Origin of the sequence: Stenotrophomonas sp. AN71 (assembly GCF_050435725.1) — a bacterium.
GTDB lineage: Bacteria > Pseudomonadota > Gammaproteobacteria > Xanthomonadales > Xanthomonadaceae > Stenotrophomonas.
The window spans coordinates 267,293-291,690 of the sequence record NZ_JBNDKU010000005.1; the positions used below are offsets into that span (position 1 = coordinate 267,293).

Sequence of the window (24,398 nt, forward strand, 5' to 3'; positions counted from 1 at the left end):
GCGTGATTGTAATGAGAGCTGTTAGCTGTTGCAAATGAGAATGATTGCCAAACTGTCGCAGTCCGACGGGGTGGGGCTCAGACTTCGCTCCAGCGCCGCAGCAGGTTGTGGTAAACGCCGGTCAGCTGCAGCACCGCATCGGCGTCGCCGCCGGTCCGCCGCAGGCGCTCGATCGAGCTGTCCATTTCCCACAGCAGGCGGCGCTGCACATCGTCGCGGATCATGCTCTGCACCCAGAAGAACGCGGCCACGCGCGCGCCGTCGGTGACCGGCCGGACCTGGTGCAGGCTGCTGGACGGGTACACGATCAGGTCGCCGGCGGGCAGCTTCACCTCATGCTCGCCGTAGGTATCGCTGATGATCAGCTCGCCGCCCTCATACTCGTCCGGTCCGGACAGGAACAGGGTGCAGGAGATGTCCGAGCGCAGCTGCTCGCCGTTGGCCAGGTTCATCACCGCACCATCGACGTGGAAGCCATAGGTGCCGCCGCCGCTGTAGCGGTTGAAGCGCGGGGGCAGGTACTTCAGAGGCAGTGCCGCGCTGAAGAACAGCGGATGCCGGGCCAGCGCAACGAGGATGATCTCGCCCAGCTCGCGGCGCAGCGGCGCGGTTTCCGGCAGCTGCTGGTTGTGCTTGGCCTGTGCGCCGAGGTGGCCTACGGTCTCGCGGCCATCGGTCCAGTCGGCGGCATCGAGGCGACGACGGAACTCGCTTACCTGCTCGGCGCTGAGGATGTCGGGGATGTGCAGCAGCATGCGGAACTCCTCAGAGGGACTGCGGTGCGACCAGCGCGCGCACCTGCGGATGCGGGGACGCCGCCAGCTCCGGCACGATGTGCGCCATGAACGCTGGGCTGCCGTGGGCCAGTGCCAGCTGCAGCCAGTGCACGGCCTGATCGATCTGGCCGGCCTGCAGAAGGATCGAAGCGTAGTTGGCCTGGCCGCGGAAATCGCCAGTCTCGGCCGCACGCCGGTACCAGCCCAGTGCCGCCTGCGGATCGCGTTCGATCTCCAGGCCGTCTTCGAGATGGCGGGCCAGCAGGTTCATCGATTTGGCGTGGCCCAGATGCGCGGCCCGGGTGTACAGCGCCAGTGCCTGCGCGCGGTCCTGGCGAACGCCGCGGCCAGTGGCCAGCAGATTGGCCAGGTTGTACAGGCCCCAGTCCAGGCCAATGTCAGCCGCGCGCCGGTACCAGACCGCCGCCAGCGTCGGGTCGGCGACGGTGCCCTGGCCCAGCTCATGGCAGCGGCCGAGCATGTTCATCGCCATCGGCGCGCCGTTGTTGGCGGCGGTTTCGTACCAGAGCAGTGCGGCCGAGGCGTCCTGCGCGGTGCCTTTGCCTTCCATGTGCATCTGCGCGAGCAGCAGTTGCGCGTCGACCTGGCCGGCCTGCGCGGCATCGCGAACGTGCGCGAACGCCGCTGCCGGGTCGTGCTGCAGCAGCTCGGCCAGGGCGTCGCTGTCGATGGGAGTGCGGGTAACCATGGGGTGAGTATCGCCGGAAACAAAAACGGCGGCAGGAGATCCTGCCGCCGTGGTGGTGCGAAGCTGGATCAGAACTTCACGTTCAGTGCCAGGGTGGCCGAGCGACCCGGGGCGATGCTCGCGTAGTGCGAGGCATAGGCCTTGGTGAAATAGGTCTTGTCGGTCAGGTTCTGCACGTTGAGCTGCAGGCTGATGTTGTCCTGGATCGCGTAGCTGGCCATCGCGTCGAAGCGGGTGTAGCTGGCGATCCACTTGGTGTTGGCGACGTCACCGTACTGCTTGTCCGAGTAGAACGCACCGGCACCGACGGTCAGGCCGATCGGGAAGCGGTAGGTGGTCCACAGGTTGGCGCTGTGCTTGGCGGTGTTCGGGAACACGTTGCCGTTGTACGGCGAGGGAACGTAGACGTTGGACGGGCAGGTACGGCCGGACACGGCGCAGACAAAGCCGTTGTCCTTCAGTTCCGAGTCCAGGTAGGTGTAGCCGCCGTACAGGCTCCAGGCGTCGGTCAGCTGGCCGTTGAAGCCCAGCTCGAAGCCGTTGATTTCCTTTTTGCCCGCGTTCTGGCTGGTGCCGTTGTCGATGGTCACGCGCGCGTTGTTCATCACGGTGTGGAAGATCGCGGCGGTCAGGTTCAGGCGGTTGTCGAGCAGGTCCCACTTGGTGCCCAGTTCGAGGTTCTTGGTGTCCTGCGGCTTGAGGTCGGCCACGGCCGCGCTCAGACCGTCCGAACCGTCGCCACCGTCCATGCCCGGCGGGGTCGAGGAGGTGCCCCAGGACAGGTAGATGCTGCCATTGGCCGCCGGCTTGAACACCACGCCGGCCTGGTAGTTCAGGAAGTCGTTGTCATTGCGCACGCGGGTCGGTGCCGCGCCAGCCACCGGGGTGGTCAGGGTGGTGCTGTAGTCGTCGTAGCGCAGGCCGACATTGAAGCTCCACTGTGCAGTGAGCTCGATGGTGTCGAACAGGTAGGCGGACTTGGTCTTGGTGCGCTGCTCGACGTCCAGTGCCTTGTCGCTGCGATACACCGAATGGGTGGCTGCCCACGGATCATTCGGGTTCGGGTTGGCGAAACTGGTGCAGTTGTAACCGGTGGCTGCGCCGGTGGTCGGGCACTTGCTGTTGCCGGTCAGCGGGTTGCTGGTGCCCGGGGAGACCAGGTAGCTGCCGCGGGTCATCTTCTCGTCGCTGTACTCAAGGCCGGCGCTGTAGCTGTGCTTGAGCGCGCCGGTCTGGAAGGCGCCGGTCAGGCCGAGCTGGTCGGCGAAGCTCTTGACGTCGACCGCGCGGCTGTTGGTACGGCGCCACAAGGTGCCGTAGTTGTTCGGATTGCCCTGGCTGTCGTCCGGCTGGGTCCACAGGTAGTCGTTGCTGGTGTTGCCCAGGCGCGCGATGTTGCGCAGCTTGTGACCGCCAAAATCGTAGCTGGCATCCAGCGTGCTGATGTCGGCACGGGTGCGCTGGAAGTCACGGTCGACCAGGCCGTAGTAGTTGTTGCGGTCCGGCACCATCGGGCGGCCGTCGACCCACTTCGACGCCGGTGCGCCGCTCGGGTTGCCGTACGGGAAACCACCGGCATCGGGCAGGTCATCGCTCTGCATGTGGTAGTGGCTGGCGATCAGCTGCGCCGGGCCGTTCAGGCCGAACGCGATCGACGGCGCGATGCCCCAACGGCTGACGTTGGCTGCATCACGGCCGGCGATGTCCGACTCGTGCTTCATCAGGTTCAGTCGGGCCGCGATACCGTCGCCCAGCACGTAGTTGGCATCCACGGTGCCGCGCGCGTAGCTGTCGGTGCCGATGCCCATGCTGGCGCTGGTCTCGTTCGTCAGCTTCGGCGTCTTGCTCACCAGGTTCAGGCTGCCACCACCGGAGTCACGGCCGCCATAGGCCGAGCTCGGACCCTTCACCACTTCCACCTGTTCCAGGTCGAAGATTTCGCGGGTCTGCGAACCGACGTCGCGCAGGCCGTCGACGAACACGTTGCTCTGCGAGTCGAAGCCACGGATGAAGGGGCGGTCGCCGGTCGGGTTGCCGCCTTCGCCGGCACCGAAGGTGATGCCCGGCACCATGCGCAGTGCATCCTGCAGGTTGGTTGCACCGGTTTCGGTGATCAGCTTCTGCGAGACGATCGACACCGACTTCGGGGTGTCCAGCAGCTCGGCGGTGAACTTCGGCGAGGACGGATTGAACCAGCTGCCGCGCACCTGCACCTTGTCCAGGTCGGTGGCCTTGTTGGCGCCGGTGTCGGCGCTGTCGGCGGCCTGTGCGGCCAACGGCGCGAAGCCGGCGGCCAGGGTGGCGGTGGCGAGCAGGGAAACGCGCGGGGCGTACTTGCGGGTCTTGATGTGGGTCATGGCGGTGGGTGGTGGCTCGGATCGGGAAAGGACGCGGACCGGCACGCAGGCGTGGCGGCAGGCAGGAGAGGGATGCTGTAGAGCCGAGCCGTGCTCGGCTGGCCTTGAACGCAAACAGGCGCACGGCAACGGCCGCAGGGCGCCTCAGCTGGCGTGCGGTGCGGGCGGAGCGTGGCCGGGGTTCAACCGCAGCGAAGGGTCATGCAGTTGCCAGCGCAGGGCGTCGGAGCGCCACAGCGGAATGTGGGCGACCAGCGCGGCGCGCGCTGGGGCCAGGCCGGTGCACGGCGCACCGTTCTCGCCATCAAGCGGGGGTTCGGGGGCCGGCGCAGCGTGCTGCGGGCAGCCATCCGCAGGCGGTGCCGGCAATGGCATCGCCTGCTGCAGATCGTCGACATGCGCCTGCCAACCGTACGCGGACGGATCGCTGCCGCGCCCTTCGTTCAGCGCCGACCAGCCCAGCAACAGCGTCAGCAGCGCGGCCACGAGCAGCGGCCACCCCTGGCGGGCGAGCTGGCACAGCATGGCGGTGGGCGCGGGCGAAGCCATGGCGCAAGGGTGGAGTCGTTACGAAGATGTTACGTAGAATAACATCAACGATAATGATTCGCATGTGCGTAGTGGGGCGGGTCGCCTGGATGGCCCGCAAAGGCCCCGGGGAGGGCCTTCAGGGCACTTCAGTAGATCCACCCCATGGGTGGCTGCTCTTCAGGCGGGACGGCCCTCAATCGCGGTCGTCGCGGGTCCAGACGGCGTCGTGCTCGCGCTTCACCGGGAACTTTGGCACCGCGGTGTAGGCCGGGGCGCACAGGGCACGGCCATCGCGCACATCAAAGCGCGCGCCATGCAGCACGCATTCGATGCTGCCCTCGGCGGTGTTGAACTCGCCCGACGACAGTTCGAACTCCTCGTGGGTGCACTGGTCTTCCAGCGCGTACAGCTCGCCATCGAGGTTGAACACCACGATCGGCGTGCCAGTCACCTCATCGAACACGCTCTTCATTTCACCCGGCAGCAGCTCATTGCCGGCACAGACAAAGGTCCAGGCCTCGCTCACGCCGAGGCTCCGGCCAGCGGCTTTTCCAGGATTTCGAAACGCAGGTCGTCGCGCTTGGGGATGCCGAAGCGCTCATCGCCATACGGGAACGGCTTCTTGATGCCGGTACGCTGGTAGCCGCGGCGCTCGTAGAAGGCGATCAGCTCGTCGCGCACGTCGATCACCGTCATCTGTATCACCGGCACGCTCCATTCGCGCGCGGCGTGCGCCTCGGCGGCGTCCATCAGCTGCTTGCCGACGCCGCCGCCCTGCTGGGCCGGGTCGACCGAGAACATGCCGAAGTAGCCCTTGCCGTCGACATCGGCGACGTGGGCGCAGGCCACCAGCTGGCCTGCGCGTTCGGCCAGCAGGATGGTCGAGCGCGGGCGGTCCAGGTCGGCCTGGATGCCTTCGGCGTCGATGCGGGCGCCGTCCAGCAGGTCGGCCTCGGTGGTCCAGCCGACGCGGCTGGCGTCGCCACGGTAGGCCGAGGTGACCAGGGAGATCAGGGCGGGGATGTCGGCCGACGTGGCGGCGCGGAAGGTCAGGGTGCTCATGGCGCCATTCTAGGTGGGCCGTGGGCGGGCGCAAATGGGGTGGTGGGGTCAGGTCTCTTTCGCATGGCGAAAGGGATCTGACCCCGTCTGCCGGGCTCAGCCCAGCAGCTTGCGTACCTTGGTCAGTGCAGTCATGAAGCGCTCGATCTCGGCGTGGGTGTTGTAGAACGCCAGCGAGGCGCGGCAGGTGGCTGCGACGCCGAAATACTGCAGCAGCGGGTGTGCGCAGTGCTGGCCCGAACGCACGGCCACGCCTTCCAGGTCGAGCAGCGTTGCCAGGTCATGCGCATGCGCGCCGTCGATCAGGAACGAGACTACGGCGGCCTTCTCCGGTGCTTCGCCGATGATGCGCAGGCCGTCGACGCGGCGCAGTTCTTCGGTGAAGTGCGCCAGCAGTTCGGCTTCGCGCGCTTCCACGTTGTCCTGGCCGAGCTGCTGCAGGTAGTCGGCGGCCACGCCCAGGCCGATGAAGCCGGCGATGTTCGGGGTGCCTGCTTCGAACTTGTGCGGGGCGTCGTTGAAGACCGTGCCGTCGAAGCTGACTTCCTTGATCATCTCGCCGCCACCGAGGAACGGCGGCATCGCGTCCAGATGCTCGCGGCGTGCCCACAGCGCGCCGGTGCCGGTCGGGCCGCACATCTTGTGGCCGGTGATGGCGTAGAAGTCACAGCCGATCGCAGTGACGTCGACCTTGCGATGCGGCACCGCCTGCGAGCCATCGACCACGGTGATGATGCCGCGCTTGCGGGCTTCGCGGCAGATCTCGCGAACCGGGTTGACCGTGCCCAGCACGTTGGACACATGGGTGACCGCCAGCAGCTTGACCTCGGGGGTCATCGCCGCGCGCAGTGCGTCCAGGTCCAGTGCGCCATCGGGGGTGATCTCGGCCACGCGGATGGTGGCGCCGGTACGCTGCGCGACCAGCTGCCACGGCACGATATTGGCGTGGTGCTCCATTCGCGAGACCAGGATCACATCACCGGACTTCAGTCGTGGCAGTGCCCACGAGTAGGCCACCAGGTTGATGGCGAAGGTGGTACCGCTGCACAGCACCAGATCGCTGGGCCGCACGTTGAGGAAGCGTGCGAGCTTGTTGCGCGCACCTTCGTAGGCGTCGGTGGCCTCGCTGCCCAGTGCATGCACGGCGCGGCTGACATTGGCGTTGTAGCGACGGTAGAACTCGTCCACCGCGCCGATCACCTGCACCGGCTTCTGGCCGGTGTTGGCATTGTCGAAATAGACCAGCGGCTTGCCATGCACTTCGCGCATCAACAACGGGAAGTCGAGGCGGACGCGGTCCCAGTCGGGGGCGCCGGCAGGCGTTTCGATCGGGCGCGGCGTGGACAGGTTCATGCCACACCCGCCTCGGCCAGCGCCTTGTCCAGCCGGCGCGCCAGCTGTTCGCGCAGCGCCTCCGGCAGGACCTTCAGCGGCTCATGGCAGAACGCCGCGCTCAGCAGGGCCTGTGCCTGTGCCTGCGGCAGGCCGCGCGAGCGCAGGTAGAACAGCGCATTGGCGTCGAGCTGGCCGACCGTCGCGCCGTGTGCGGCCTTTACTTCATCGGCATCGATCACCAGCGTGGGCTGGGTATCGATCTCGGCGTCGGCCGACAGCAGCAGGTTCTTGTTGGACAGGTTCGCGTCGGTGCCGTCGGCCCCTTCGCGGATCTGGATGCCACCATGGAACACCACGCGGCTGCGGTTGGCGGCAACGCCGCGCCACAGCAGTTCGCAGCTCGTATCACGTGCGATGTGGTCGATACCCAGGCGGGTGTCGACGTGGCGGCGGCCGTTGCCGAGCAGCACGCCATTGGCAGTCAGCTGGGCGTTGTCCCCTTCCAGGCGCACGTTCAGTTCATGCCGGCTGAGTGCGGCGCCCAGTTCCAGATCGACGCGGTGGTACTGCGCATCGCGCGCCAGCACCGCATCGGTGCGCAGGAAGCTGGTCTGGCGCGCGCTGCCGACCTGCACACGGGCATGCTTGAGCACTGCATCGTGGGCGACGTGAGCGTGCAGCACGGTGTTGTCCAGGTGGGCCGAGTCGCCGACGCTGAAGCGGTGCTCGACCACACCAAGGCTGGCACCGGCACGCAGTTCGATCAGGTGACGGTGGTGCCAGGCCAGGTCGGTATCGCCGGCGACGCTGGCGAACACCAGCTGCAGGGGCACATCCACCTGCACACCTTCCTCCACGCGCAGCATCACGCCTTCATCGGCCAGCGCAGCGTTGAGGCGGGCGAAGATCTCTTCGCTGCGTTCGTAACGGCGGCCGAGGAAACGCAGGGCGTCCTCGCCGGCGGCCAGCGCGGCCGACAACGGCTGCAGCTGCACGCCGGCCGGCAGCGCCTGCACGTCGCTCAGCGCGGCATCAAGGCGGCCGTTGACGAACACCAGGCGCGGCGCCGGGATGTCGTCCAGCAGTGCGGCGTCCAGGGCGGGACCGTGCAGTGGCGCAGCGGCGAATGCACGGCGCTCCAGCTGGCGCAGCGAGGTGTACTTCCAGGCTTCGTTGCGGGCGGCGGGAAGACCGTCGCGCAGGGCCGCATCCAGCACTTCGCGGCGCGCATCGCTGCCGCAGAAGGCCTGGGCCATCGAGTCGAGCAGGGCGCTCATCAGACCGCCGCCTCGCGCACCACGCGATCCTTCAGGAAATCGTAGCCGTGCGCTTCCAGTTCCAGGGCCAGTTCCGGGCCACCGCTCTTGACGATGCGGCCATCGGCCAGCACGTGCACCACGTCCGGCTTGATGTAGTCGAGCAGGCGCTGGTAGTGGGTGATGACCAGGAACGAGCGGTCGGCGGCGCGCAGTGCATTGACGCCGTCGGCCACGCTCTTCAGTGCGTCGATGTCCAGGCCCGAGTCGGTCTCGTCCAGGATCGCCAGCTTCGGCTCCAGCACGGCCAGCTGGAAGATCTCGTTGCGCTTCTTCTCGCCACCGGAGAAGCCTTCGTTGACGCCACGATGCAGCAGCTCGTCCTTCAGATGCAGTACGGCCAGCTTCTGCCGCACCAGCTTGAGGAACTGCATGGAATCGAGCTCTTCCTCGCCGCGCGCCTTGCGCTGGGCGTTCAGCGCGGCGCGCAGGAAGTAGGTGTTGTTCACGCCCGGGATTTCCACCGGGTACTGGAACGCCAGGAACAGGCCGGCGGCGGCGCGCGCTTCCGGGTCCTGGTCGAGCAGGTCGATGCCCTCGAACTGCACGCTGCCTTCGGTCACGTCGTAGCCGTCACGGCCGGCCAGGACATTGCCCAGGGTGGACTTGCCGGCGCCGTTGGGGCCCATGATGGCGTGCACCTGGCCGGGCTTCACGTCCAGCGACAGGCCCTTGAGGATTTCCTTGTCGCCGATGCGGGCGTGGAGGTTTTCGATCTTCAGCATGGTGGGGGTTCCGTGGGGCGGGCCAGGGCCCGCCGATAAAGAGAATACGTTTGCGAGGGGCAGGGGCGGGCGGTCAGCCCACCGAACCTTCCAGCGAGACTTCCAGCAGCTTCTTGGCTTCCACCGCGAATTCCATCGGCAGTTCGCGGAACACCTGCTTGCAGAAGCCGTCGACGATCATCGACACCGCGTCTTCCTGGCTGATGCCACGGGCGCGGCAGTAGAACAGCTGGTCGTCGGAGATCTTGGAGGTGGTGGCCTCGTGCTCGACGGTGGCGCCCGGGTTCTTCACCTCGATGTAGGGGAAGGTGTGGGCACCACACTGCTTGCCGATCAGCAGCGAATCGCACTGGGTGTAGTTGCGTGCGCCATCGGCGTTGCGGTCCACACGGACCAGGCCGCGGTAGGTGTTCTGGCCGCGGCCGGCGCTGATGCCCTTGCTGATGATCTTGCTCTTGGTGCGCTTGCCGACGTGGATCATCTTGGTGCCGGTGTCGGCCTGCTGGCGGTGGTGGGTCAGCGCCACGGAGTGGAACTCACCGACCGAGTCATCGCCCAGCAGTACGCAGGACGGATACTTCCAGGTGATCGCCGAGCCGGTCTCGACCTGGGTCCAGGTGACCTTGCTGCGCGCGCCACGGCATTCGGCACGCTTGGTGACGAAGTTGTAGATGCCGCCGACGCCGTTCTCGTCGCCCGGGTACCAATTCTGCACGGTGGAGTACTTGATCTCCGCATCTTCCAGTGCGACCAGCTCGACCACCGCCGCATGCAGCTGGTTCTCATCGCGCATCGGCGCGGTGCAGCCTTCCAGGTAGGACACATAGGCCTTGTCCTCGCACACGATCAGGGTGCGCTCGAACTGGCCGGTGTGGCCGGCGTTGATGCGGAAGTAGGTGCTCAGTTCCATCGGGCAGCGCACGCCCTTGGGGATGAACACGAAGCTGCCATCGGAGAACACCGCCGAGTTGAGCGCGGCAAAGTAGTTGTCGCCCACCGGCACCACGGTGCCCAGGTACTGGCGTACCAGTTCCGGGTGTTCCTTGATGGCCTCGGACATCGAGCAGAAGATCACGCCCTTCTCGGCCAGTTCCTTGCGGAAGGTGGTGCCGACGGACACCGAGTCGAACACCGCGTCCACCGCCACGCCGGCCAGCTTGGCGCGCTCGTGCAGCGGCACGCCCAGCTTGTCGTAGGTATCGAGCAGTTCCTTGGGCACATCATCCAGCGAGGCGTACTTCGGGCCCTTCGGCGCGGAGTAGTAGCTGAGCGACTGCAGGTCGATCGGAGCGATCTCCAGCTTGGCCCAGTCCGGCATCGGCATGGTCAGGAAATGGCGGTAGGCGTCCAGGCGCCACTGTGTCATCCACTCCGGCTCTTCCTTCTTGGCCGACAGGGCACGGATGGTGTCCTCGTCCAGGCCCGGCGGCAGGGAGTCCGATTCGATCTCGGTGATGAAGCCGGCCGAATACTTGCGGCCAAGCTGCTCGTGGATCTCGCGGTTGGGGGTGTCGTCGTGGGCGACGTTTTCGATGGTTTCGGTGGCCATGGGGGGCTGCCTACGGATCAGGAGACGACGTCGACAGCGATGGTGCGGCGCTGTTCGTCATCGGCAAGGGGGAGAGGGGGCAGGATCTGGGCGAGAGTGACATCGCGCAGGGCCTCGGAGACCACGTCGTTGATCAGCCGCCAGCTGCTGCGCGCGCCGCACTTGGGCGCCATGCCGCACTGGTGGTTGTCGTGGCTGCATTCGGTCAGGGCCAGCGGCCCTTCCATCGCTTCGACCACTTCGAACAGCGAGATCTCGATGGCCGGGCGGGTCAGGCGGTAGCCGCCACGCACGCCGCGCAGTCCTTCAACCAGGCCGGCCTGGGCCAGCGGCTTGAGCACCTTGCTGACGGTGGGCGGTTCCAGGCCGGTGAATTCGGCCAGCTCGGTGGCACTGAGCACCTCGCCCGGGCGGGCGGCGAGTACGGTCAGCACGACGGTGGCGTAATCGGTGAGTTTGGTGACACGCAACATGGGGATGCGAGCGGTTCTTAAAGCGGACTGAAATTGTACGCTTTTATTCGCCGCCATCCAACCCGGCCATTCAGCCGGCGCAGGGGCCGGGCGGGGAGCACACGCCGGAGCCATTGCGAGGGGTGCAATGCTGCGCCAACAGGGTGATTTTCGCAATCACCCGGAATGGGCGAGAATCCCTGCTCCATCCGCTGCAAACAGCCCGTGCCGATGCCGAAGAAGATCCAAGCCCGCAAGTCCGCCATCCATGGCAACGGCGTGTTCGCCGTGGCCCCGATCAAGCAGGGCGAGCGCGTGATCCAGTACAAGGGCCTGCTGCGCAGCCACGGCGACGTCGATGCCGATGACAGCGGCGATGTGGAGAGCGGCCATACCTTCCTGTTCACCCTCAACGATGACTGGGTGATCGATGCCAACTACAAGGGCAACGACGCGCGCTGGATCAACCACAGCTGCGACCCGAACTGCGAGGCGGTGATCGAGGAAGACGAAGACGGCGACAGCCGTGGTGACAAGGTGTTCATCGAGGCGCTGCGCGATGTGGCCGCCGGCGAGGAGCTGACCTACAACTACGGCATCGTGCTGGCCGAACGCCACACGGCCAAGCTGAAGAAGATCTGGGAGTGCCGCTGCGGTTCGCCCAAGTGCACCGGCACCATGCTGCAGCCCAAGCGCTGACCTGGCAGCGCCGGGCCATGCCCGGCGCTACCGTGTCTGGAGGGGCTTACTTGCCCAGCAGCCCGGCGGGCACCAGGTTGCCCAGGTTCTGGTTGAAGGTGACCACCAGCTTGCCGTTCTTCACCTGCGCCGACTGCACCTGCAGCGCGCCGAGCACGCCGGCCACCGCCGGGTCCAGCTTGTAGATCGGTTCGCGCTGGGCGTAGTCGCTCAACCACGCATTGAGCAGGCCACGGGTGCGTGAATCGAGGCGGCCGCCCTGGCTGGCCGGGGTGAAGTCATCCACGCTCGGCTGTTGCAGGTGGAAGCCCTGGGTCTGCGCGTCGTAGCGCAGGCCGCTGCTGAGCTTCACCGTACCCAGCTTGGCCGGATTGCCGCCAGCAGTGGCCAGCGCCACGTCCATGCCCAGGTTCAACCGTTCGCCGGCCGGAAGGCTCAACTGCGGGTGGCTCATGGTCAGCGCGATCAGGCCGCCCAGAGCGTCCTGGGTGCGCGGGAAGCTGCCATCGAGGTACTGCTGCACATCGCTGGCACCCACCGATAGTTCGCGGCCGGAGATGGAGGGCGCTGCCTGTGCACCGATCGCGGCGGCGATCAGCACGGTGGAGGCGGCGAAACGGGTCATCAGGGAACGCAGGCGCATGGCGGTGACCGTTGGCAATGGAATGGATGGTTCAAAGAGTAGCTGTACAGGCTGAATCGTGGGTGCATGCCGCTGCAACGGTTCAGTCCAGCGTTGGGCGCAGTTGCGCCGACTGGATCTGCCAGGCACGGCCATCACTGCTGGGCTGTACGCGGTACCAGCCGTTGAAGCGGAACGTGCCGTTGGCGGTGACCGCACGGACCTGCACAGGGACTTCCAGCAGCCGTGGCGGCTGGAGGTCGTCGCGGGCGATCGGGGTGTCGCTGTGCAGGCGCAGGGTCCGCAGGTCCTGCAGCTGGCGCAGCGCGGCGTCGTCCGCATGCCGCGGGTCGCCCGGAGCGATCGTCCATGCAGCGTCGCTGGCGCTGCGGTCGCGGTTGAGCAGCGCGGCCACGTAGCGGTTGAGCATCACCGACGGTGGGTCAGCGCCGTCGTCGACGGCCGCCAGCAGCGGTGGCACATCGGTCGCCTGCAGCGTCGCGGCATCGGTTCCGGTATCGGTGCCTGACGAAGCGGCGTTTGTGCCCGGCGCGGGCGCGGGCGCACCTGCGGTACCGGGCAGTGCCGGTGGCCGGGAACAGCCCGGCAGCACCAGAGCGGCGATCAGGAACAGCACGCTACGCATGTCTGCCTCCTCCCCGAGGCAACCTTGAGTGCGGCAGTGTATCGACTGCGCGGGTGTCAGCGGGAGGAGGGAAGTTGTTCCAGCGCGTCCAGCGCCGGCAGCACCTGGGCGGCGATCACCGCCAGTGCGTGGCCATCGGTGTCGGCGTGGCGCTGCACGACATCGCGCAGCAGCTGGCTGGCGATCACCAGGGTGGCGCGTTCGTCACCACTGAGGCCGGCGGTGCGCGGGGCAGCTTCCAGCAGGCGCATCAGGTCGCGGCTGGCGCGGTGTTCGAGCTCGATGGTGCAGCGCCCGGTGCACTGTACCCCGTCCTTTTCGATGGGGGTCACCGAGATGCGGTAGCGGGTGGAGGGGCTGGCCATGAGGAGGTGCTCGCCGTAGCTGTGGAGGATGTGCCCACCATAGGCAAGGCCGCGGCCGGCGGCGACGGCCGGCGCTGCACGCAGTGTTCCACCCGGTGCGTTCCGGGGCCAGGAGCGGGGCTGGTTGCCAATGGCTGCGGGCCTGTGCGGGTCGGAACGCTGGCCGGGAAACGCTGTGTTGCGATGGGTACGGTTGGGCGCGCATCCACACAGGGCGTGAAGCGGCCGGGGCGTGCTGCACAAAAAAACGGGACGGCCAGAGCCGTCCCGTCGGGAATCCGCGTTGGGGCGCGCGCTTACAGCGCGGCGTCCTTCAGCTTCTTCAGCGGACGCACCTTCAGCTTGGTGGTGGCCGGCTTGGCAGCGAACCACTGCTCTTCCTTGGTGAACGGGTTGATGCCCTTGCGCTTCGGCTTGGCCGGCACATTGACGGTGGAGATCTTCAGCAGGCCCGGCAGGGTGAAGGAGCCAGCGCCCTTCTTGTGCACCGACGAGGCGACAGCGCTTTCCAGCGAGGCCAGCACAGCGCGGACGTCCTTGGCGATGACGCCGGAGGCTTCAGCGATGTGCGCAACCAGGCCCGACTTGGTCAGCACTTCCTTGATCGGCTTCGGAGCGGCCGGCTTTGCGGCTGCCTTCGTCGCGACTTTCTTTACTGCCTTCTTCGGGGCAGCCTTCTTAGCGGTCTTTGCCATGGTTTCCTGTTCCGTGAACGGTTGGTTGTTTGGTCGGCGCCGAACCCCGTCGGCAAGCGCAATGTAGGGCAACTCTCGGGCGCCGCCAATAGCCCGAAGCGCGGAAAGTGCATGTTTTTTCATATCCAGGCCGATTCAGTACATGGCTGGCGGTGGGGGATGGGGGTTCCAAGGTGAGCCGGGCAGGCACGGTCGCCAGATCGCGAAAGCTCGCGAAACCACTGAAAACAAGGGGAAAATGTGCGGTCTGATGGTGAGGAAGTGTCCAGCTTACGGCGTTCGGGCCGATGCCCGGCGTGCGGCGGAGCGACGCAGGGCTAACGCGTGGCATGCCAGGGTGACCGTTCATCACCGCCATGCAGGAGCAGCACAATGGGAATCTCGCGACACGCTACGGCACATTGGGAAGGCGATCTGAAGTCGGGCAAGGGGCAGTTGAGCACGCCTCAGAGTGGCCTGCTGGACAAGACCCGTTATGGCTTCAACAGCCGTTTCGGCGACGAAAAGGGCACCAACCCGGAAGAGCTGATCGCCGCCGCGCATGCCGGTTGTTTCACGATGGCACTGTCGGCCAAGCTGGGCGAAGCCGGTTTCACCCCGACCTCGCTGGATACGGAAGCCAAGGTCGATCTGTCGCTGGAGGGTGGCCCGCAGCTGTCGCAGATCCGGCTGAAAGTGAAGGCGGTGGTGCCGGGCATCGACGCGGCGAAATTCCGCGCCATTGCCGATGATGCCAAGCAGAACTGCCCGGTTTCCAAGGCGCTGAGCGCGGTGCCGATCAGCCTGGAAGCCGAGCTGGGCTGAGCAAAGGTAGTGCCGGCCGCTGGCCGGCAACTGCATGAATTGATGATTACGGAGGCAGCCGGCCAGCGGCCGGCTCTACCTCAAGGTGTTCACCAATCGATGCTGCCGGTGATGACGGTCTGCACCTGGCCACCGGACCAGACCTCGCCGTCCCCATCAACCAGCAGGGTCAGGCGCGCGTCGTGACCGACTTCGCGGCCCTGGCTGACTTCGAACGGTGCACGGCCACGGGGCAGGGCATCGCGCAGGTCCAGCCACGCGGCCAGTACCGCGTTGGCGGCACCGGAAGCGGCGTCCTCGAAGCGGCGGCCATTGCCGACGAACGCGCGCACGGCCAGGTCGAAACCTTCGCTGCCATCGCTGAACGCGTAGGCAAACACGCCCATGCTGTCGGTGGACTCGGCCAGCGCGGCCACGGCGTCCCAATCAGGACGCAGGGCGCGCAATGCGGCTTCGTCAGCCACCTGCACCACCCACCAGCTACGGCCGCCCTGCATGCGTGCCGGTGGCAGCTCGCCCAGTGGCCACCCCTGCAACGCGGCCTGCAGGCGTGGGTCGGCAGCCTCGGCGATCTCGGCCAGCTGCGCACGCGGAGTACGGATGGCGATCCGTTGCTCGGTCCCCTCTCCGCTGACCCGCAGTGGCAGCGTGCCGGCGACACCGTCCTGCACCAGCAGGCCGTCGACCGGCGAGGCCAGGCCGGCCTGCAGCACGGCGTGCGCGGTGCCGACGCTGGGGTGTCCGGCGAACGGAACCTCCTTCTGTGGGCTGAACATGCGCAACCGATAGCTGGCACCGGGCGCATGCGGCGGGAACACGAAGGTGGTCTCCGGCAGGCGCGTCCAGCGGGCGATGGCCTGCATGCTGACATCATCCAGGCCCTCGGCATCGAGCACTACGGCCAGCGGATTGCCGGCGCCGGCGCGCGGGGAGAACACATCGAGCTGCAGGAAGCGGCGGGTGGTCATAGGGGGGGAGCTCCGTAAAACGAGAGGGAATACGGTAGCGCCGCGCCATGCCCGGCGTCCGTGTGCTGCGTCTGCCGGGCACGGCCCGGCGCTACTACCAATGAATGTTGCCGTCGATTACGCATTGCACCCGGCCGCCGATCCACACCGTACCCTGCGCGTCCACCTGTACCTGCACGCAGCCATCGCGGCCGACTTCGCGGCCCTGGCTGGCCACATAGCAGCCCTCGCTGCCTGGCAGGGCATTGCGCTGGCGCAGCCAGGCGCCGATCAGGGCATTGGCGCTGCCGGTGACCGGGTCCTCCGGTACGCTCGGCGCATCGGCGGGGCAGAACGCGCGCACCACACGGGTGTGGCCGGTGCCGGCCTCGTCAGCGAACACCGCCACACCGGTGGCATCGGTGGCGAGGCTCCAGTCGGCCAGCGCGGCCATGTCCGGCACCAGGCTGCGCACCGCGGCGGCATCGCGCAGCGGCAGCAGCCACCAGCGTGCGCCGTTGTCCCACAGCTCCGGTGCCTGCCCGCCGGCGGCCAGCGCCAGCAGCGCGTCGGGTGCCGCGTCCGGCGCCGTCGCCAGCTGCCGGGCCGGTGGACTGGCCAGCTGGATCTCCAGCGCCTCGGCCGCGCCGCTGGCCCGTACCGGCAACAGCCCTGCCGCGCACTGCTGTCGCAGCGTGCCGTGGCGCGGCGTGGCCAGACCGCAGGTCACCGCCGCCCAGGCCGCGCCAACGCTGGGATGGCCAGCGAACGCCAACTCGCGGGTCGGGGTGAAAATGCGGATGTGGTAGTCGGCACCGGGCGCGCTGGGGGGCAGGAAGAACACCGTCTCGGACAGGTTCAGCCAGGCGGCAAGGGCCTGCATCTGGCTGCTGGAGAGCCGGTTGGCGTCCAGTACGACGCCCAGAGGATTGCCGGTGCCGGGGCGGGCGGCGAAGACATCGAGCTGCAGGTAACGGAGGACGGCCATCTACGGGGATATTGCGCTTAGAATCAAAGGTTCCGCCCCCGAGGGCGGCTTCCCCACATTCTACATAGCCAATCCATGTCAGCTTCCCCCCTTGTCGATCGTTGGATCGTACTGAAGTTCGGCGGCACCTCGGTGTCGCGTCGTCATCGCTGGGACACGATCGGGAAGCTGGCGAAAAAACGTGCGGAAGAGACCGGCTCGCGCGTGCTGGTGGTGGTTTCGGCGCTGTCCGGGGTCACCAACGAACTCACCGCGATCGCCGATGGTGCGCCGGACAGCCGCGATCGCGTGGCCGCGCTGGTCGAACGCCACGAGGGCTTCCTGGCGGAACTGGGCCTGGGCCGCGAGGTGCTGGCCGAGCGCCTGGCGGCGCTGCAGGGCCTGCTCGACGACGCGCGTGCGGCCACCCGTCCGCTGGACTGGCAGGCCGAAGTGCTGGGCCAGGGCGAGCTGCTGTCTTCGACCCTGGGCGCGGCCTACCTGCGTGCTTCGGGCCTGGACATGGGCTGGATGGATGCGCGCCAGTGGCTGGACGCGATGCCGCCACAGCCGAACCAGAGCGACTGGTCACAGCGGCTTTCGGTGAACTGCCAGTGGCGTGCCGACGCGGAATGGATGCAGCGCTTCCGCGCGCAGCCAACCCGCCTGCTGGTCACCCAGGGCTTCATTTCGCGGCATGCCGATGGCGGTACCGCCATTCTCGGCCGCGGTGGTTCAGATACCTCGGCGGCGTACTTCGGTGCGCTGCTCGGCGCCAGCCGCGTGGAAATCTGGACCGATGTGCCGGGCATGTTCAGTGCCAATCCGCGCGACGTGCCGGACGCACGGTTGCTGACCCGCCTGGACTATTACGAAGCGCAGGAAATCGCCACCACCGGCGCCAAGGTGCTGCATCCGCGCTCGATCAAGCCGTGCCGTGATGCTGGCGTGCCGATGGCCATCCTCGACACCGAGCGCCCGGAATTGCCGGGTACCAGCATCGATGGCAGTGCCGCACTGGTACCGGGGGTGAAGGCGATCAGTCGCCGCAACGGCATCGTGCTGGTGTCGATGGAAGGCATCGGCATGTGGCAGCAGGTCGGCTTCCTGGCCGATGTGTTCAACCTGTTCAAGAAGCATGGGCTGTCGGTGGACCTGATCGGTTCGGCCGAGACCAACGTCACCGTGTCGCTGGACCCGTCCGAGAACCTGGTCAACACCGATGTGCTGGCGGCGTTGTCGGCCGACCTGTCGCAGATCTGCAAGGTCAAGGTGATCGTGCCGTGCGCGGCGATCACGCTGGTCGGCCGTGGCATGCGTTCGCTGCTGCACAAGCTGTCGGACGTGTGGGCCACCTTCGGCCGCGAGCGCGTGCACATGATCTCGCAGTCGTCCAACGACCTGAACCTGACCTTCGTCATCGACGAGGCCGATGCCGATGGCCTGCTGCCGATCCTGCATGCCGAGCTGATCGACAGCGGTGCGATGCCGGTGGAAGAAACCGAGGTGTTCGGCCCGCGTTGGCGCGAGATTGCCGGCACCGTGCGTCCGCGTGGTACGCCGTGGTGGCGTGGCCAGCGGGCGCATCTGCTGCAGCTGGCCGATGCCGGTACGCCGCGCTACGTCTACCACCTGCCGACGGTGCGTGCCCGCGCCCGCGCGCTGGCCGCGATCAAGCCGATCGACCAGCGCTACTACGCGATCAAGGCCAACAGCCACCCGGCCATCCTGCAGTTGCTGGAGGCGGAAGGTTTCGGTCTGGAGTGCGTGTCGCACGGCGAGCTGAAGCATGTGTTCCAGCATCTGCCGGAGCTGTCGCCCAAGCGTGTGCTGTTCACTCCCAGCTTCTGCCCGCGCAATGAATACGAAGCCGCGTTCGCGCTGGGCGTGACCGTCACCGTCGACAACGTGGAAGCGCTGCAGCGCTGGCCGGACCTGTTCCGCAACCGCGAGCTGTGGCTGCGCGTCGATCTGGGCCGTGGTGAAGGCCATCATGCCAAGGTCCGCACCGGCGGCAAGGATTCCAAGTTCGGCCTGCCGATCGCCCGCGTGGATGAGTTCGTGCGTGCGGCCACCGATCTGGGCAGCCGCGTGGTCGGCCTGCACGCACACCTGGGCAGCGGCGTGGAAACCGCGCAGCACTGGCGCCTGATGTGCGATGAGCTGGCCGGTTTTGCGCGCCGCATCGGCAGCGTGCAGACCATCGACATCGGCGGCGGCCTGCCGATTCCGTACAGCGCCGAAGACGAACCGTTCGACCTGGACGCATGGGCCGAAGGCCTGGCCGAGGTCAAGGCGCTGCATCCGGCGTTCCGCCTGGCGATTGAACCGGGCCGCTACCTGGTGGCCGAGTCCGGCGTACTGCTGACCCATGTCACGCAGGTGGTGGAGAAGGACGGCGTGCGCCGCGTCGGCCTGGATGCCGGCATGAACGCGTTGATGCGTCCTGCGCTGTACGACGCCTGGCATGACATCGAGAACCTCAGCCGCCAGGGCGGATACGCCGAAGCGGCGTTCGATGTGGTCGGCCCGATCTGCGAATCCAGCGATGTGTTCGGCAAGCGCCGCAAGCTGCCGGTGTCGACCGCGCCGGACGATGTGATGCTGATCGCCGATGCCGGCGCCTACGGCTACTCGATGGCCAACACCTACAACCAGCGGGCGCTGCCGCGCGAAGACGTGATCGAGTGATCACCTCGCGCGCCCTGCACCCGCCCACCGACACGCCCCGCGCAGCTGCGCGGGCCCGTGCCTGACCGGATACACCATGACTGCTTTCGATAAACACCAGGTTTCCCGCTTCCGCTTCGTCCGCTGCGAGTTCGCCGCGGAGACCGGCGTGGCCAAGCTGGTCTACGCCTTCGACGATGGCCCGGAGATGGTGGAAACCGTCACCGTGCCGGGCGCCCCGTTCATGCTGGACGAGGCGCGCGCCGCCGCCGTGCAGCGCGCGCTGCAGCTGCTGCACCTGATTGCCGGTGTCAGCTACTACAAGGCCGGCGTGCCGGAGACGGTCAGCATCGACAGCTATGCCATCGATGCCGGGACGGCGGCGCTGGTGGAGACGGTCTACCTCAACGGATTGGGCGAGTTCGCCTACCGCAACGGCCTGAACCTGCGCGGGCGCTTCCGCCTGCCGGTGCAGGGCGAAGCGGTGCAGGCACCGGTGCTGGGCCTGCAGCCGCACGCGCTGGTGGCCATCGGTGGCGGCAAGGATTCGCTGGTCAGCATCGAAGCGCTGCGCCGTGCCGGCGTGGATGAAACGGTGACCTGGATTGGTGGCTCGCAGCTGATCCGTGCCTGTGCCGAACGTACTGGCCTGCCAACGCTCAATCTGGGCCGCGCGCTGGCGCCGGAACTGTTCGAGCTCAACCGCCAGGGCGCGTGGAACGGCCATATCCCGGTCACCGCGGTGAACTCGGCGATCATGGTGTTGGCCGCGCTGCTGCAGGGCGTGGACCAGGTCGTGTTCTCCAACGAGCGTTCGGCCAGCTACGGCAGCCAGATTCCGGGCACCGGCGAAGTGAACCACCAGTGGTCCAAGGGCTGGGCGTTCGAACAGGCCTTTGGTGAGTACCTGCAGAAGCAGGTAGCCGCCGACCTGCTGTACTACTCGCTGCTGCGGCCGATGTCGGAGCTGGCGGTAGCCCGGCAATTCGCCAAGAGCGATTTTTACGACGCGCATTTCTCCAGCTGCAACCGCAATTTCCATATCCTTGGCGAGCGCCCGGTGAACCGCTGGTGCGGCGTCTGCCCGAAGTGCCACTTCGTGTTCCTGGCCCTGGCCCCGTTCATGCCGAAACCCCGCCTGGTGCGCATCTTCGGCCGCAATCTGCTGGACGACATCGAGCAGGCCGGTGGCTTCGACGCGCTGCTGGAATTCCAGGACCACAAGCCGTTCGAATGCGTGGGCGAAGGCCGCGAATCGCGTGCGGCGATGGCGACCCTGGCGCAGCGCCCGGAGTGGAAGGAAGACGTGTTGGTGAAGCGCTTCTGCAACGAGATCCAGCCGCAGCTGGATGCCGCCGAACTGGAACTGGCACCGCTGCTGCAGCTGCAGGGCGAGCACCGTATTCCGTCTGCGCTGTGGGAACGGGTGCGTGAAGATTTCGCAGCTTGAAGGAAAGCGCGTTGCGCTGTGGGGCTGGGGCCGTGAGGGACGTGCCGCATTTGTGGTGCTGCGCGCGCGCCTGCCATCGCTTGGCCTGAGCCTGTTCTGCCCAGCCGCTGAAGTCGAGGCAGCGCGTGCGGAAACGCACGGCGCGCTGGACGTTCGTGGTGAGCCCTCGGCCGAGGCGCTGGCGGCGTTCGACGTGGTGATCAAGTCGCCCGGCATCAGCCCCTATCAGCCGATCGCGCTGGTAGCGGCGGAGCAGGGCACCACCTTCATCGGTGGCACCGCGCTGTGGTTTGCCGAACACGCGGCCGACGACGGCATCGTGCACGACACCGTGTGCGTGACCGGCACCAAGGGCAAGAGCACCACCACCGCGCTGCTTGCGCACCTGTTGCGTGCGGCCGGTCATCGCACCGGCCTGGTCGGCAACATCGGCCTGCCGTTGCTGGAAGTGCTGGATCCGCAGCCGGCGCCTGACTATTGGGCGGTGGAGCTGTCCAGCTACCAGACCGGCGAAGTTGCGCGCAGTGGTGCCCACCCGCAGGTGGCGGTGGTACTGAACCTGTTCCCCGAGCACCTGGACTGGCACGGCAGCGAGCGGCGCTACATCGAAGACAAGCTGCGGCTGGTGACCGAAGCCGCGCCGCGCATCGCGGTATTGAATGCAGCCGATCCGCACCTGGCCGCGCTGTCGTTGCCCGACAGCGACGTGGTCTGGTTCAACCAGCCGCGGGGCTGGCACATGCGCGCTGACATCGTGCATCGCGGCGAGCAGCCCGTATTCGATACCCGCAACACGCCGCTGCCGGGCCGCCACAATCGTGGCAACCTGTGCGCGGTGCTGGCCGCGCTGGAAGCCTTGGGCCTGGATGCTGTGGCGCTGGCACCGGCGGTGCAGGATTTCCGGCCCCTGCCGAATCGCCTGCAGCGGGTTGGCGTGATCGATGGCCTGACTTACATCAATGATTCGATCAGCACCACGCCGCATGCCAGCCTGGCGGCGCTGGAATGCTTCGCCGGCCAGCGCATCGCGCTGCTGGTGGGCGGTCATGATCGCGGCCTGGACTGGACCGACTTCATGCAGCACATGGCGCACGATGTGCCGCCGGTGGAGATCGTGACGATGGGCAGTAACGGTCCGCGCATCCACGCGATGCTGCAGCCGCTGGCCGACGCCGGCCGCTTCGGCCTGCATGCGGCGGGTGACCTGCCCGAGGCGATGGCGCTGGCGCGTCGCGCGTTGGGCGCGCAGGGTGGGGTGGTATTGCTGTCGCCTGGCGCGCCGAGTTTCGGTGCCTATCGGGATTACGTGGCCCGTGGCCGCCACTTCGCCGAACTGGCCGGGTTCGACCCGGACAGCATCAGCGCGATTCCGGGGTTGGGCATCGCCTGATCCGCCGGGTCGGGGTCGGATCCCTTTCCGCAGGAAAGGGCTCTGACCCCAGCGGGATCCTGTGCACCCATCCACGCATGGCGTGGATCTACCATGGGTGCATTCCCCGGACGGATCCGGCACCTGCATGTGCACGTTCATCACCCTGTTCCTGCCCACGTCGTTCCCGCATGTTGAAGCCGCCGCGATCATGGAGCGCAGCGGCCGGCGCCTGTTTGCGCAGGCATCGCCCAGCCTGCAGGCAGCCGTCGGCTGTGGTTGGCAGCCCTGGTTGAGCGCAGGCCACTGCGACTGCGGTACGGCGCTGGCATCGGCATGTGCGGAGCCGGAGTGGAAGGGCGATGCCGAGCGCTGGCGGAGGAAGGGCTGGAGCGAGGCCAAGATCGCGCGCGCACTGGCCGAGCAGTTGGCGCGGCATGAGCAGGATCAGCAGGTGCGCCGGGATGAAGCCCTGGGCGACGCCGGCCAATGGCTGCAGCGCATTGATGCCCTGCTGGGCGCGGGTGCGGCGCGCATCGGGCTTCTGGTGCGTGATTACGACGGTTCGGTGGGGGCGCGGCAGCCGGTGCCGCCCGAGCGTCGCTGGTCGCGGGCGCAGCTGGCCGCAGGGGAGCTGCTGGCGCTCGAGCCGGGCACGTTGCATTGGATCGAGCGCGGGTGAACCCGCCATCCACGCATGGCGTGGATCTACTGCCGGGGGGGCGGAGGCTGCGGCGTCCATCAACGCATGCCGCAGGTCTACTGTAGAGCCGAGCGCATGCTCGGCTGCCTTCATCCGTCCTCGTCGATGAACGCGTAATCGCGATCAATCAGCTCCTGCAGGTACGCATCGAAGCTAGGGGCGATCACCGCGTAGCTGTCCGGGTCGTGCAGATAGCGCACCACCTGGCCGACCGTACCGCCCGGCGCCGGATCAAAATCCAGATACAACATCGAAGTGCCGCCGTTGTTCATGCAGTGCGAGAAGCACAGGCGGCGGTTCATCGGCAGATCCGCGTCGATGCCTTCACCCAGGATCTCCGGTTCGTCATCCAGCCACTCTTCGTAGATGGAACGGATGCTGTCGTCCCACTGCTGATGATCCTCGAAGATCTGCGCGACCGAGCGCAGGTAATACGGATAGCCGCCGTCCTCCACATCCGAACCCAGCATCAGCACGCTGACCTCACCGGCGGGATACTCGCGGAAGTGCGTGCCATCCACGCGCGACAGCAGCGCGACCAGGCTGTCCGGCGCCTGTGGCCACTGCGTGCGCAGGCGCTGCAGGTCTTCGGCGCTGGCGCCCTGGACGTGAGCCCATTGCGGGGCATCATCAGCGGGAAGGCGGGGGATCAGGCCAGACAGAAAACGATCAACAAGAGTCATGCGGCAAAAAGGGGACGGAGGGGATTAAGTCGTATCCAACCACACCTGCGTCACGCAGCCAATGCAGAATGCGACGCGAGAGGGGCGAATACGGCTTAATCCCCTCCGTCCCCTTTTTCTGGAGCAGGTGCATGAACAGGTGGCGATGCGGCGTGGCGATGGTACTGGGGCTGGCGGCGATGCCCGCATGGGCGATGATGAAGACGCAGCCGGTGGAGTGGAAGCATCAGGGCACGACCTTCAGCGGCGTGCTGGTCTATGACGATGGCGGGCATGACAAGCGTCCGGGCCTGGTGATGGTGCCCAACTGGAAGGGCGTGAACGAATCGGCCGTCGAGAAGGCCAAGCAGCTGGCCGGCGATGACTACGTGGTGCTGGTCGCCGATGTGTACGGCAAAGGCGTGCGGCCCAAGACCGACGCCGAGGCCGGGCCAGTGGCCAGCAAACTGCGCAACGATCGGCCGTTGCTGCGTGCCCGCGCGCTGGAGGCGGTGAATGTGCTCAAGGCGCAGGCCGGCAAGGTGCCGCTGGATGCCAGCCGGATCGGCGCGGTCGGCTTCTGTTTCGGTGGCACGACGGTACTGGAACTGGTCCGTGCCGGTGCACCGCTTGCAGGTGTGGCCAGCCTGCACGGTGGATTGGGTTCGCCGCTGCCGGCGCAGGCCGGTGGCACCCACCCATCGGTGCTGGTGCTCAACGGTGCCGACGACAAGAGCGTGACCGCCGAGGACATCGCCGGTTTCCAGAAGGAAATGAGCGCGGCCAAGGTGGACTGGGAGTTCACCAACTACAGCGGTGCGGTGCACTGCTTCGCCGAGCGCGATGCCAACAGTCCGCCGGGATGCCAGTACAACGAACGCGCGGCCAAGCGGGCGTGGAAGGCGCTGGATGAGTTCTTCGAGGAGCGGTTCAAGTAGAGCCGAGCCATGCTCGGCTGCTAAAGGTGTGCCGACCAACGGTCGGCAC

At 67.1% G+C, this 24,398-nt stretch carries 25 protein-coding genes; 7 read left to right on the forward strand and 18 right to left on the reverse strand.

The annotated features are described in order from the left end of the window. Nucleotides 1-77: 77 nt before the first annotated feature. From ABH900_RS10920 to ABH900_RS10970, 11 genes are all read right to left on the reverse strand, one after another. Entirely contained in the window at nt 78-755 is a 678-nt protein-coding gene (locus tag ABH900_RS10920; protein ID WP_429622864.1) for a Fe2+-dependent dioxygenase, read from the reverse strand. Between the two features lie 10 nt (nt 756-765). Then, nucleotides 766-1,485, reverse strand: a complete 720-nt coding sequence (locus tag ABH900_RS10925; RefSeq protein ID WP_429622865.1) for a tetratricopeptide repeat protein — start codon at nt 1,483-1,485, stop codon at nt 766-768. 68 nt (nt 1,486-1,553) lie between these two features. After that, nucleotides 1,554-3,842 (reverse strand): TonB-dependent receptor, encoded by a 2,289-nt coding sequence (locus ABH900_RS10930; RefSeq protein ID WP_429622866.1) that lies wholly within the window; start codon nt 3,840-3,842, stop codon nt 1,554-1,556. 144 nt (nt 3,843-3,986) lie between these two features. Then, nucleotides 3,987-4,391, reverse strand: a complete 405-nt coding sequence (locus tag ABH900_RS10935) for a hypothetical protein (protein ID WP_429622867.1) — start codon at nt 4,389-4,391, stop codon at nt 3,987-3,989. Nucleotides 4,392-4,566: 175 nt separating this feature from the next. Further along, nucleotides 4,567-4,899 carry a non-heme iron oxygenase ferredoxin subunit gene (locus tag ABH900_RS10940; protein WP_429622868.1) on the reverse strand — a complete coding sequence of 111 codons (333 nt, stop codon included), beginning with the start codon at nt 4,897-4,899 and terminating at the stop codon, nt 4,567-4,569. Then, nucleotides 4,896-5,435 carry a GNAT family N-acetyltransferase gene (locus ABH900_RS10945; RefSeq protein WP_429622869.1) on the reverse strand — a complete coding sequence of 180 codons (540 nt, stop codon included), beginning with the start codon at nt 5,433-5,435 and terminating at the stop codon, nt 4,896-4,898. Before ABH900_RS10945 ends, ABH900_RS10940 begins: the two co-directional genes overlap by 4 nt. 96 nt (nt 5,436-5,531) lie before the next feature. Further along, complete coding sequence (locus ABH900_RS10950) at nt 5,532-6,788, reverse strand: cysteine desulfurase (RefSeq protein WP_429622870.1); 1,257 nt, start codon at nt 6,786-6,788, stop codon at nt 5,532-5,534. Further along, nucleotides 6,785-8,047 (reverse strand): Fe-S cluster assembly protein SufD, encoded by a 1,263-nt coding sequence (gene sufD / locus ABH900_RS10955; protein ID WP_429622871.1) that lies wholly within the window; start codon nt 8,045-8,047, stop codon nt 6,785-6,787. Before sufD ends, ABH900_RS10950 begins: the two co-directional genes overlap by 4 nt. Next, on the reverse strand, nt 8,047-8,811 hold the full coding sequence (gene sufC / locus ABH900_RS10960) for a Fe-S cluster assembly ATPase SufC (RefSeq protein ID WP_429622872.1): 765 nt from the start codon (nt 8,809-8,811) through the stop codon (nt 8,047-8,049). Before sufC ends, sufD begins: the two co-directional genes overlap by 1 nt. A gap of 73 nt (nt 8,812-8,884) precedes the next feature. After that, nucleotides 8,885-10,360: a Fe-S cluster assembly protein SufB gene (gene sufB, locus ABH900_RS10965; protein WP_429622873.1), complete on the reverse strand. Its 1,476-nt coding sequence runs from the start codon at nt 10,358-10,360 to the stop codon at nt 8,885-8,887. 17 nt (nt 10,361-10,377) lie between these two features. Continuing rightward, nucleotides 10,378-10,833: an SUF system Fe-S cluster assembly regulator gene (locus ABH900_RS10970; RefSeq protein WP_429622874.1), complete on the reverse strand. Its 456-nt coding sequence runs from the start codon at nt 10,831-10,833 to the stop codon at nt 10,378-10,380. Between the two features lie 210 nt (nt 10,834-11,043). Between ABH900_RS10970 and ABH900_RS10975 the strand changes: the two genes are divergently transcribed. Next, complete coding sequence (locus ABH900_RS10975; RefSeq protein ID WP_429622875.1) at nt 11,044-11,511, forward strand: SET domain-containing protein; 468 nt, start codon at nt 11,044-11,046, stop codon at nt 11,509-11,511. Nucleotides 11,512-11,557: 46 nt separating this feature from the next. Here the strand turns inward: ABH900_RS10975 and ABH900_RS10980 are convergent, their stop codons facing one another. From ABH900_RS10980 to ABH900_RS10995, 4 genes are all read right to left on the reverse strand, one after another. Then, complete coding sequence (locus ABH900_RS10980) at nt 11,558-12,154, reverse strand: DUF1439 domain-containing protein (protein ID WP_429622876.1); 597 nt, start codon at nt 12,152-12,154, stop codon at nt 11,558-11,560. Between the two features lie 82 nt (nt 12,155-12,236). Continuing rightward, nucleotides 12,237-12,779, reverse strand: coding sequence for a hypothetical protein (locus ABH900_RS10985; protein WP_429622877.1), 543 nt, complete (start codon nt 12,777-12,779; stop codon nt 12,237-12,239). Nucleotides 12,780-12,835: 56 nt separating this feature from the next. Continuing rightward, on the reverse strand, nt 12,836-13,144 hold the full coding sequence (locus ABH900_RS10990) for a DUF3861 family protein (protein ID WP_429622878.1): 309 nt from the start codon (nt 13,142-13,144) through the stop codon (nt 12,836-12,838). Nucleotides 13,145-13,440: 296 nt separating this feature from the next. Continuing rightward, entirely contained in the window at nt 13,441-13,839 is a 399-nt protein-coding gene (locus tag ABH900_RS10995; protein ID WP_012510328.1) for an HU family DNA-binding protein, read from the reverse strand. Between the two features lie 372 nt (nt 13,840-14,211). On the opposite strand from ABH900_RS10995, the gene ABH900_RS11000 reads away from it, so the two are divergent. Beyond that, nucleotides 14,212-14,643 (forward strand): OsmC family protein, encoded by a 432-nt coding sequence (locus ABH900_RS11000; RefSeq protein ID WP_049430047.1) that lies wholly within the window; start codon nt 14,212-14,214, stop codon nt 14,641-14,643. Between the two features lie 89 nt (nt 14,644-14,732). Here ABH900_RS11000 and ABH900_RS11005 read toward each other — a convergent pair whose 3' ends face one another. Continuing rightward, nucleotides 14,733-15,611, reverse strand: a complete 879-nt coding sequence (locus tag ABH900_RS11005; protein WP_429622879.1) for a PhzF family phenazine biosynthesis protein — start codon at nt 15,609-15,611, stop codon at nt 14,733-14,735. 94 nt (nt 15,612-15,705) lie between these two features. After that, nucleotides 15,706-16,578, reverse strand: a complete 873-nt coding sequence (locus ABH900_RS11010; protein ID WP_429622880.1) for a PhzF family phenazine biosynthesis protein — start codon at nt 16,576-16,578, stop codon at nt 15,706-15,708. Nucleotides 16,579-16,653: 75 nt separating this feature from the next. On the opposite strand from ABH900_RS11010, the gene ABH900_RS11015 reads away from it, so the two are divergent. The 4 genes from ABH900_RS11015 to ABH900_RS11030 all read left to right on the forward strand — a co-directional run bounded on the left by ABH900_RS11015 (nt 16,654) and on the right by ABH900_RS11030 (nt 22,728). Then, nucleotides 16,654-19,248, forward strand: coding sequence for a bifunctional aspartate kinase/diaminopimelate decarboxylase (locus tag ABH900_RS11015; protein ID WP_429622881.1), 2,595 nt, complete (start codon nt 16,654-16,656; stop codon nt 19,246-19,248). A 76-nt stretch (nt 19,249-19,324) separates the two neighbouring features. After that, complete coding sequence (gene murL / locus ABH900_RS11020; protein WP_429622882.1) at nt 19,325-20,677, forward strand: UDP-N-acetyl-alpha-D-muramoyl-L-alanyl-L-glutamate epimerase; 1,353 nt, start codon at nt 19,325-19,327, stop codon at nt 20,675-20,677. Then, nucleotides 20,658-22,067, forward strand: coding sequence for a UDP-N-acetylmuramoyl-L-alanine--D-glutamate ligase (gene murD / locus ABH900_RS11025; protein WP_429622883.1), 1,410 nt, complete (start codon nt 20,658-20,660; stop codon nt 22,065-22,067). The genes murL and murD overlap by 20 nt, the downstream gene beginning before the upstream one ends. Before the next feature lie 127 nt (nt 22,068-22,194). Then, nucleotides 22,195-22,728 (forward strand): hypothetical protein, encoded by a 534-nt coding sequence (locus tag ABH900_RS11030; RefSeq protein WP_429622884.1) that lies wholly within the window; start codon nt 22,195-22,197, stop codon nt 22,726-22,728. Nucleotides 22,729-22,838: 110 nt separating this feature from the next. On the opposite strand, the gene ABH900_RS11035 is transcribed toward ABH900_RS11030, so the two are convergent. After that, on the reverse strand, nt 22,839-23,432 hold the full coding sequence (locus tag ABH900_RS11035; protein ID WP_429622885.1) for an SMI1/KNR4 family protein: 594 nt from the start codon (nt 23,430-23,432) through the stop codon (nt 22,839-22,841). 131 nt (nt 23,433-23,563) lie between these two features. On the opposite strand from ABH900_RS11035, the gene ABH900_RS11040 reads away from it, so the two are divergent. After that, complete coding sequence (locus ABH900_RS11040; protein WP_429622886.1) at nt 23,564-24,349, forward strand: dienelactone hydrolase family protein; 786 nt, start codon at nt 23,564-23,566, stop codon at nt 24,347-24,349. Nucleotides 24,350-24,398: the final 49 nt, after the last annotated feature.

Bases quoted from the DNA above. Each gene is read 5' to 3' on its own strand.
- ABH900_RS10920 (WP_429622864.1), bottom strand. From the start codon at position 755: ATGCTGCTGCACATCCCCGACATCCTCAGCGCCGAGCAGGTAAGCGAG.
- ABH900_RS10925 (WP_429622865.1), bottom strand. From the start codon at position 1,485: ATGGTTACCCGCACTCCCATCGACAGCGACGCCCTGGCCGAGCTGCTG.
- ABH900_RS10930 (WP_429622866.1), bottom strand. From the start codon at position 3,842: ATGACCCACATCAAGACCCGCAAGTACGCCCCGCGCGTTTCCCTGCTC.
- ABH900_RS10935 (WP_429622867.1), bottom strand. From the start codon at position 4,391: ATGGCTTCGCCCGCGCCCACCGCCATGCTGTGCCAGCTCGCCCGCCAG.
- ABH900_RS10945 (WP_429622869.1), bottom strand. From the start codon at position 5,435: ATGAGCACCCTGACCTTCCGCGCCGCCACGTCGGCCGACATCCCCGCC.
- ABH900_RS10950 (WP_429622870.1), bottom strand. From the start codon at position 6,788: ATGAACCTGTCCACGCCGCGCCCGATCGAAACGCCTGCCGGCGCCCCC.
- sufD (WP_429622871.1), bottom strand. From the start codon at position 8,047: ATGAGCGCCCTGCTCGACTCGATGGCCCAGGCCTTCTGCGGCAGCGAT.
- sufC (WP_429622872.1), bottom strand. From the start codon at position 8,811: ATGCTGAAGATCGAAAACCTCCACGCCCGCATCGGCGACAAGGAAATC.
- sufB (WP_429622873.1), bottom strand. From the start codon at position 10,360: ATGGCCACCGAAACCATCGAAAACGTCGCCCACGACGACACCCCCAAC.
- ABH900_RS10970 (WP_429622874.1), bottom strand. From the start codon at position 10,833: ATGTTGCGTGTCACCAAACTCACCGATTACGCCACCGTCGTGCTGACC.
- ABH900_RS10975 (WP_429622875.1), top strand. From the start codon at position 11,044: ATGCCGAAGAAGATCCAAGCCCGCAAGTCCGCCATCCATGGCAACGGC.
- ABH900_RS10980 (WP_429622876.1), bottom strand. From the start codon at position 12,154: ATGCGCCTGCGTTCCCTGATGACCCGTTTCGCCGCCTCCACCGTGCTG.
- ABH900_RS10985 (WP_429622877.1), bottom strand. From the start codon at position 12,779: ATGCGTAGCGTGCTGTTCCTGATCGCCGCTCTGGTGCTGCCGGGCTGT.
- ABH900_RS10990 (WP_429622878.1), bottom strand. From the start codon at position 13,144: ATGGCCAGCCCCTCCACCCGCTACCGCATCTCGGTGACCCCCATCGAA.
- ABH900_RS10995 (WP_012510328.1), bottom strand. From the start codon at position 13,839: ATGGCAAAGACCGCTAAGAAGGCTGCCCCGAAGAAGGCAGTAAAGAAA.
- ABH900_RS11000 (WP_049430047.1), top strand. From the start codon at position 14,212: ATGGGAATCTCGCGACACGCTACGGCACATTGGGAAGGCGATCTGAAG.
- ABH900_RS11005 (WP_429622879.1), bottom strand. From the start codon at position 15,611: ATGACCACCCGCCGCTTCCTGCAGCTCGATGTGTTCTCCCCGCGCGCC.
- ABH900_RS11010 (WP_429622880.1), bottom strand. From the start codon at position 16,578: ATGGCCGTCCTCCGTTACCTGCAGCTCGATGTCTTCGCCGCCCGCCCC.
- ABH900_RS11015 (WP_429622881.1), top strand. From the start codon at position 16,654: ATGTCAGCTTCCCCCCTTGTCGATCGTTGGATCGTACTGAAGTTCGGC.
- murL (WP_429622882.1), top strand. From the start codon at position 19,325: ATGACTGCTTTCGATAAACACCAGGTTTCCCGCTTCCGCTTCGTCCGC.
- ABH900_RS11030 (WP_429622884.1), top strand. From the start codon at position 22,195: ATGTGCACGTTCATCACCCTGTTCCTGCCCACGTCGTTCCCGCATGTT.
- ABH900_RS11035 (WP_429622885.1), bottom strand. From the start codon at position 23,432: ATGACTCTTGTTGATCGTTTTCTGTCTGGCCTGATCCCCCGCCTTCCC.
- ABH900_RS11040 (WP_429622886.1), top strand. From the start codon at position 23,564: ATGAACAGGTGGCGATGCGGCGTGGCGATGGTACTGGGGCTGGCGGCG.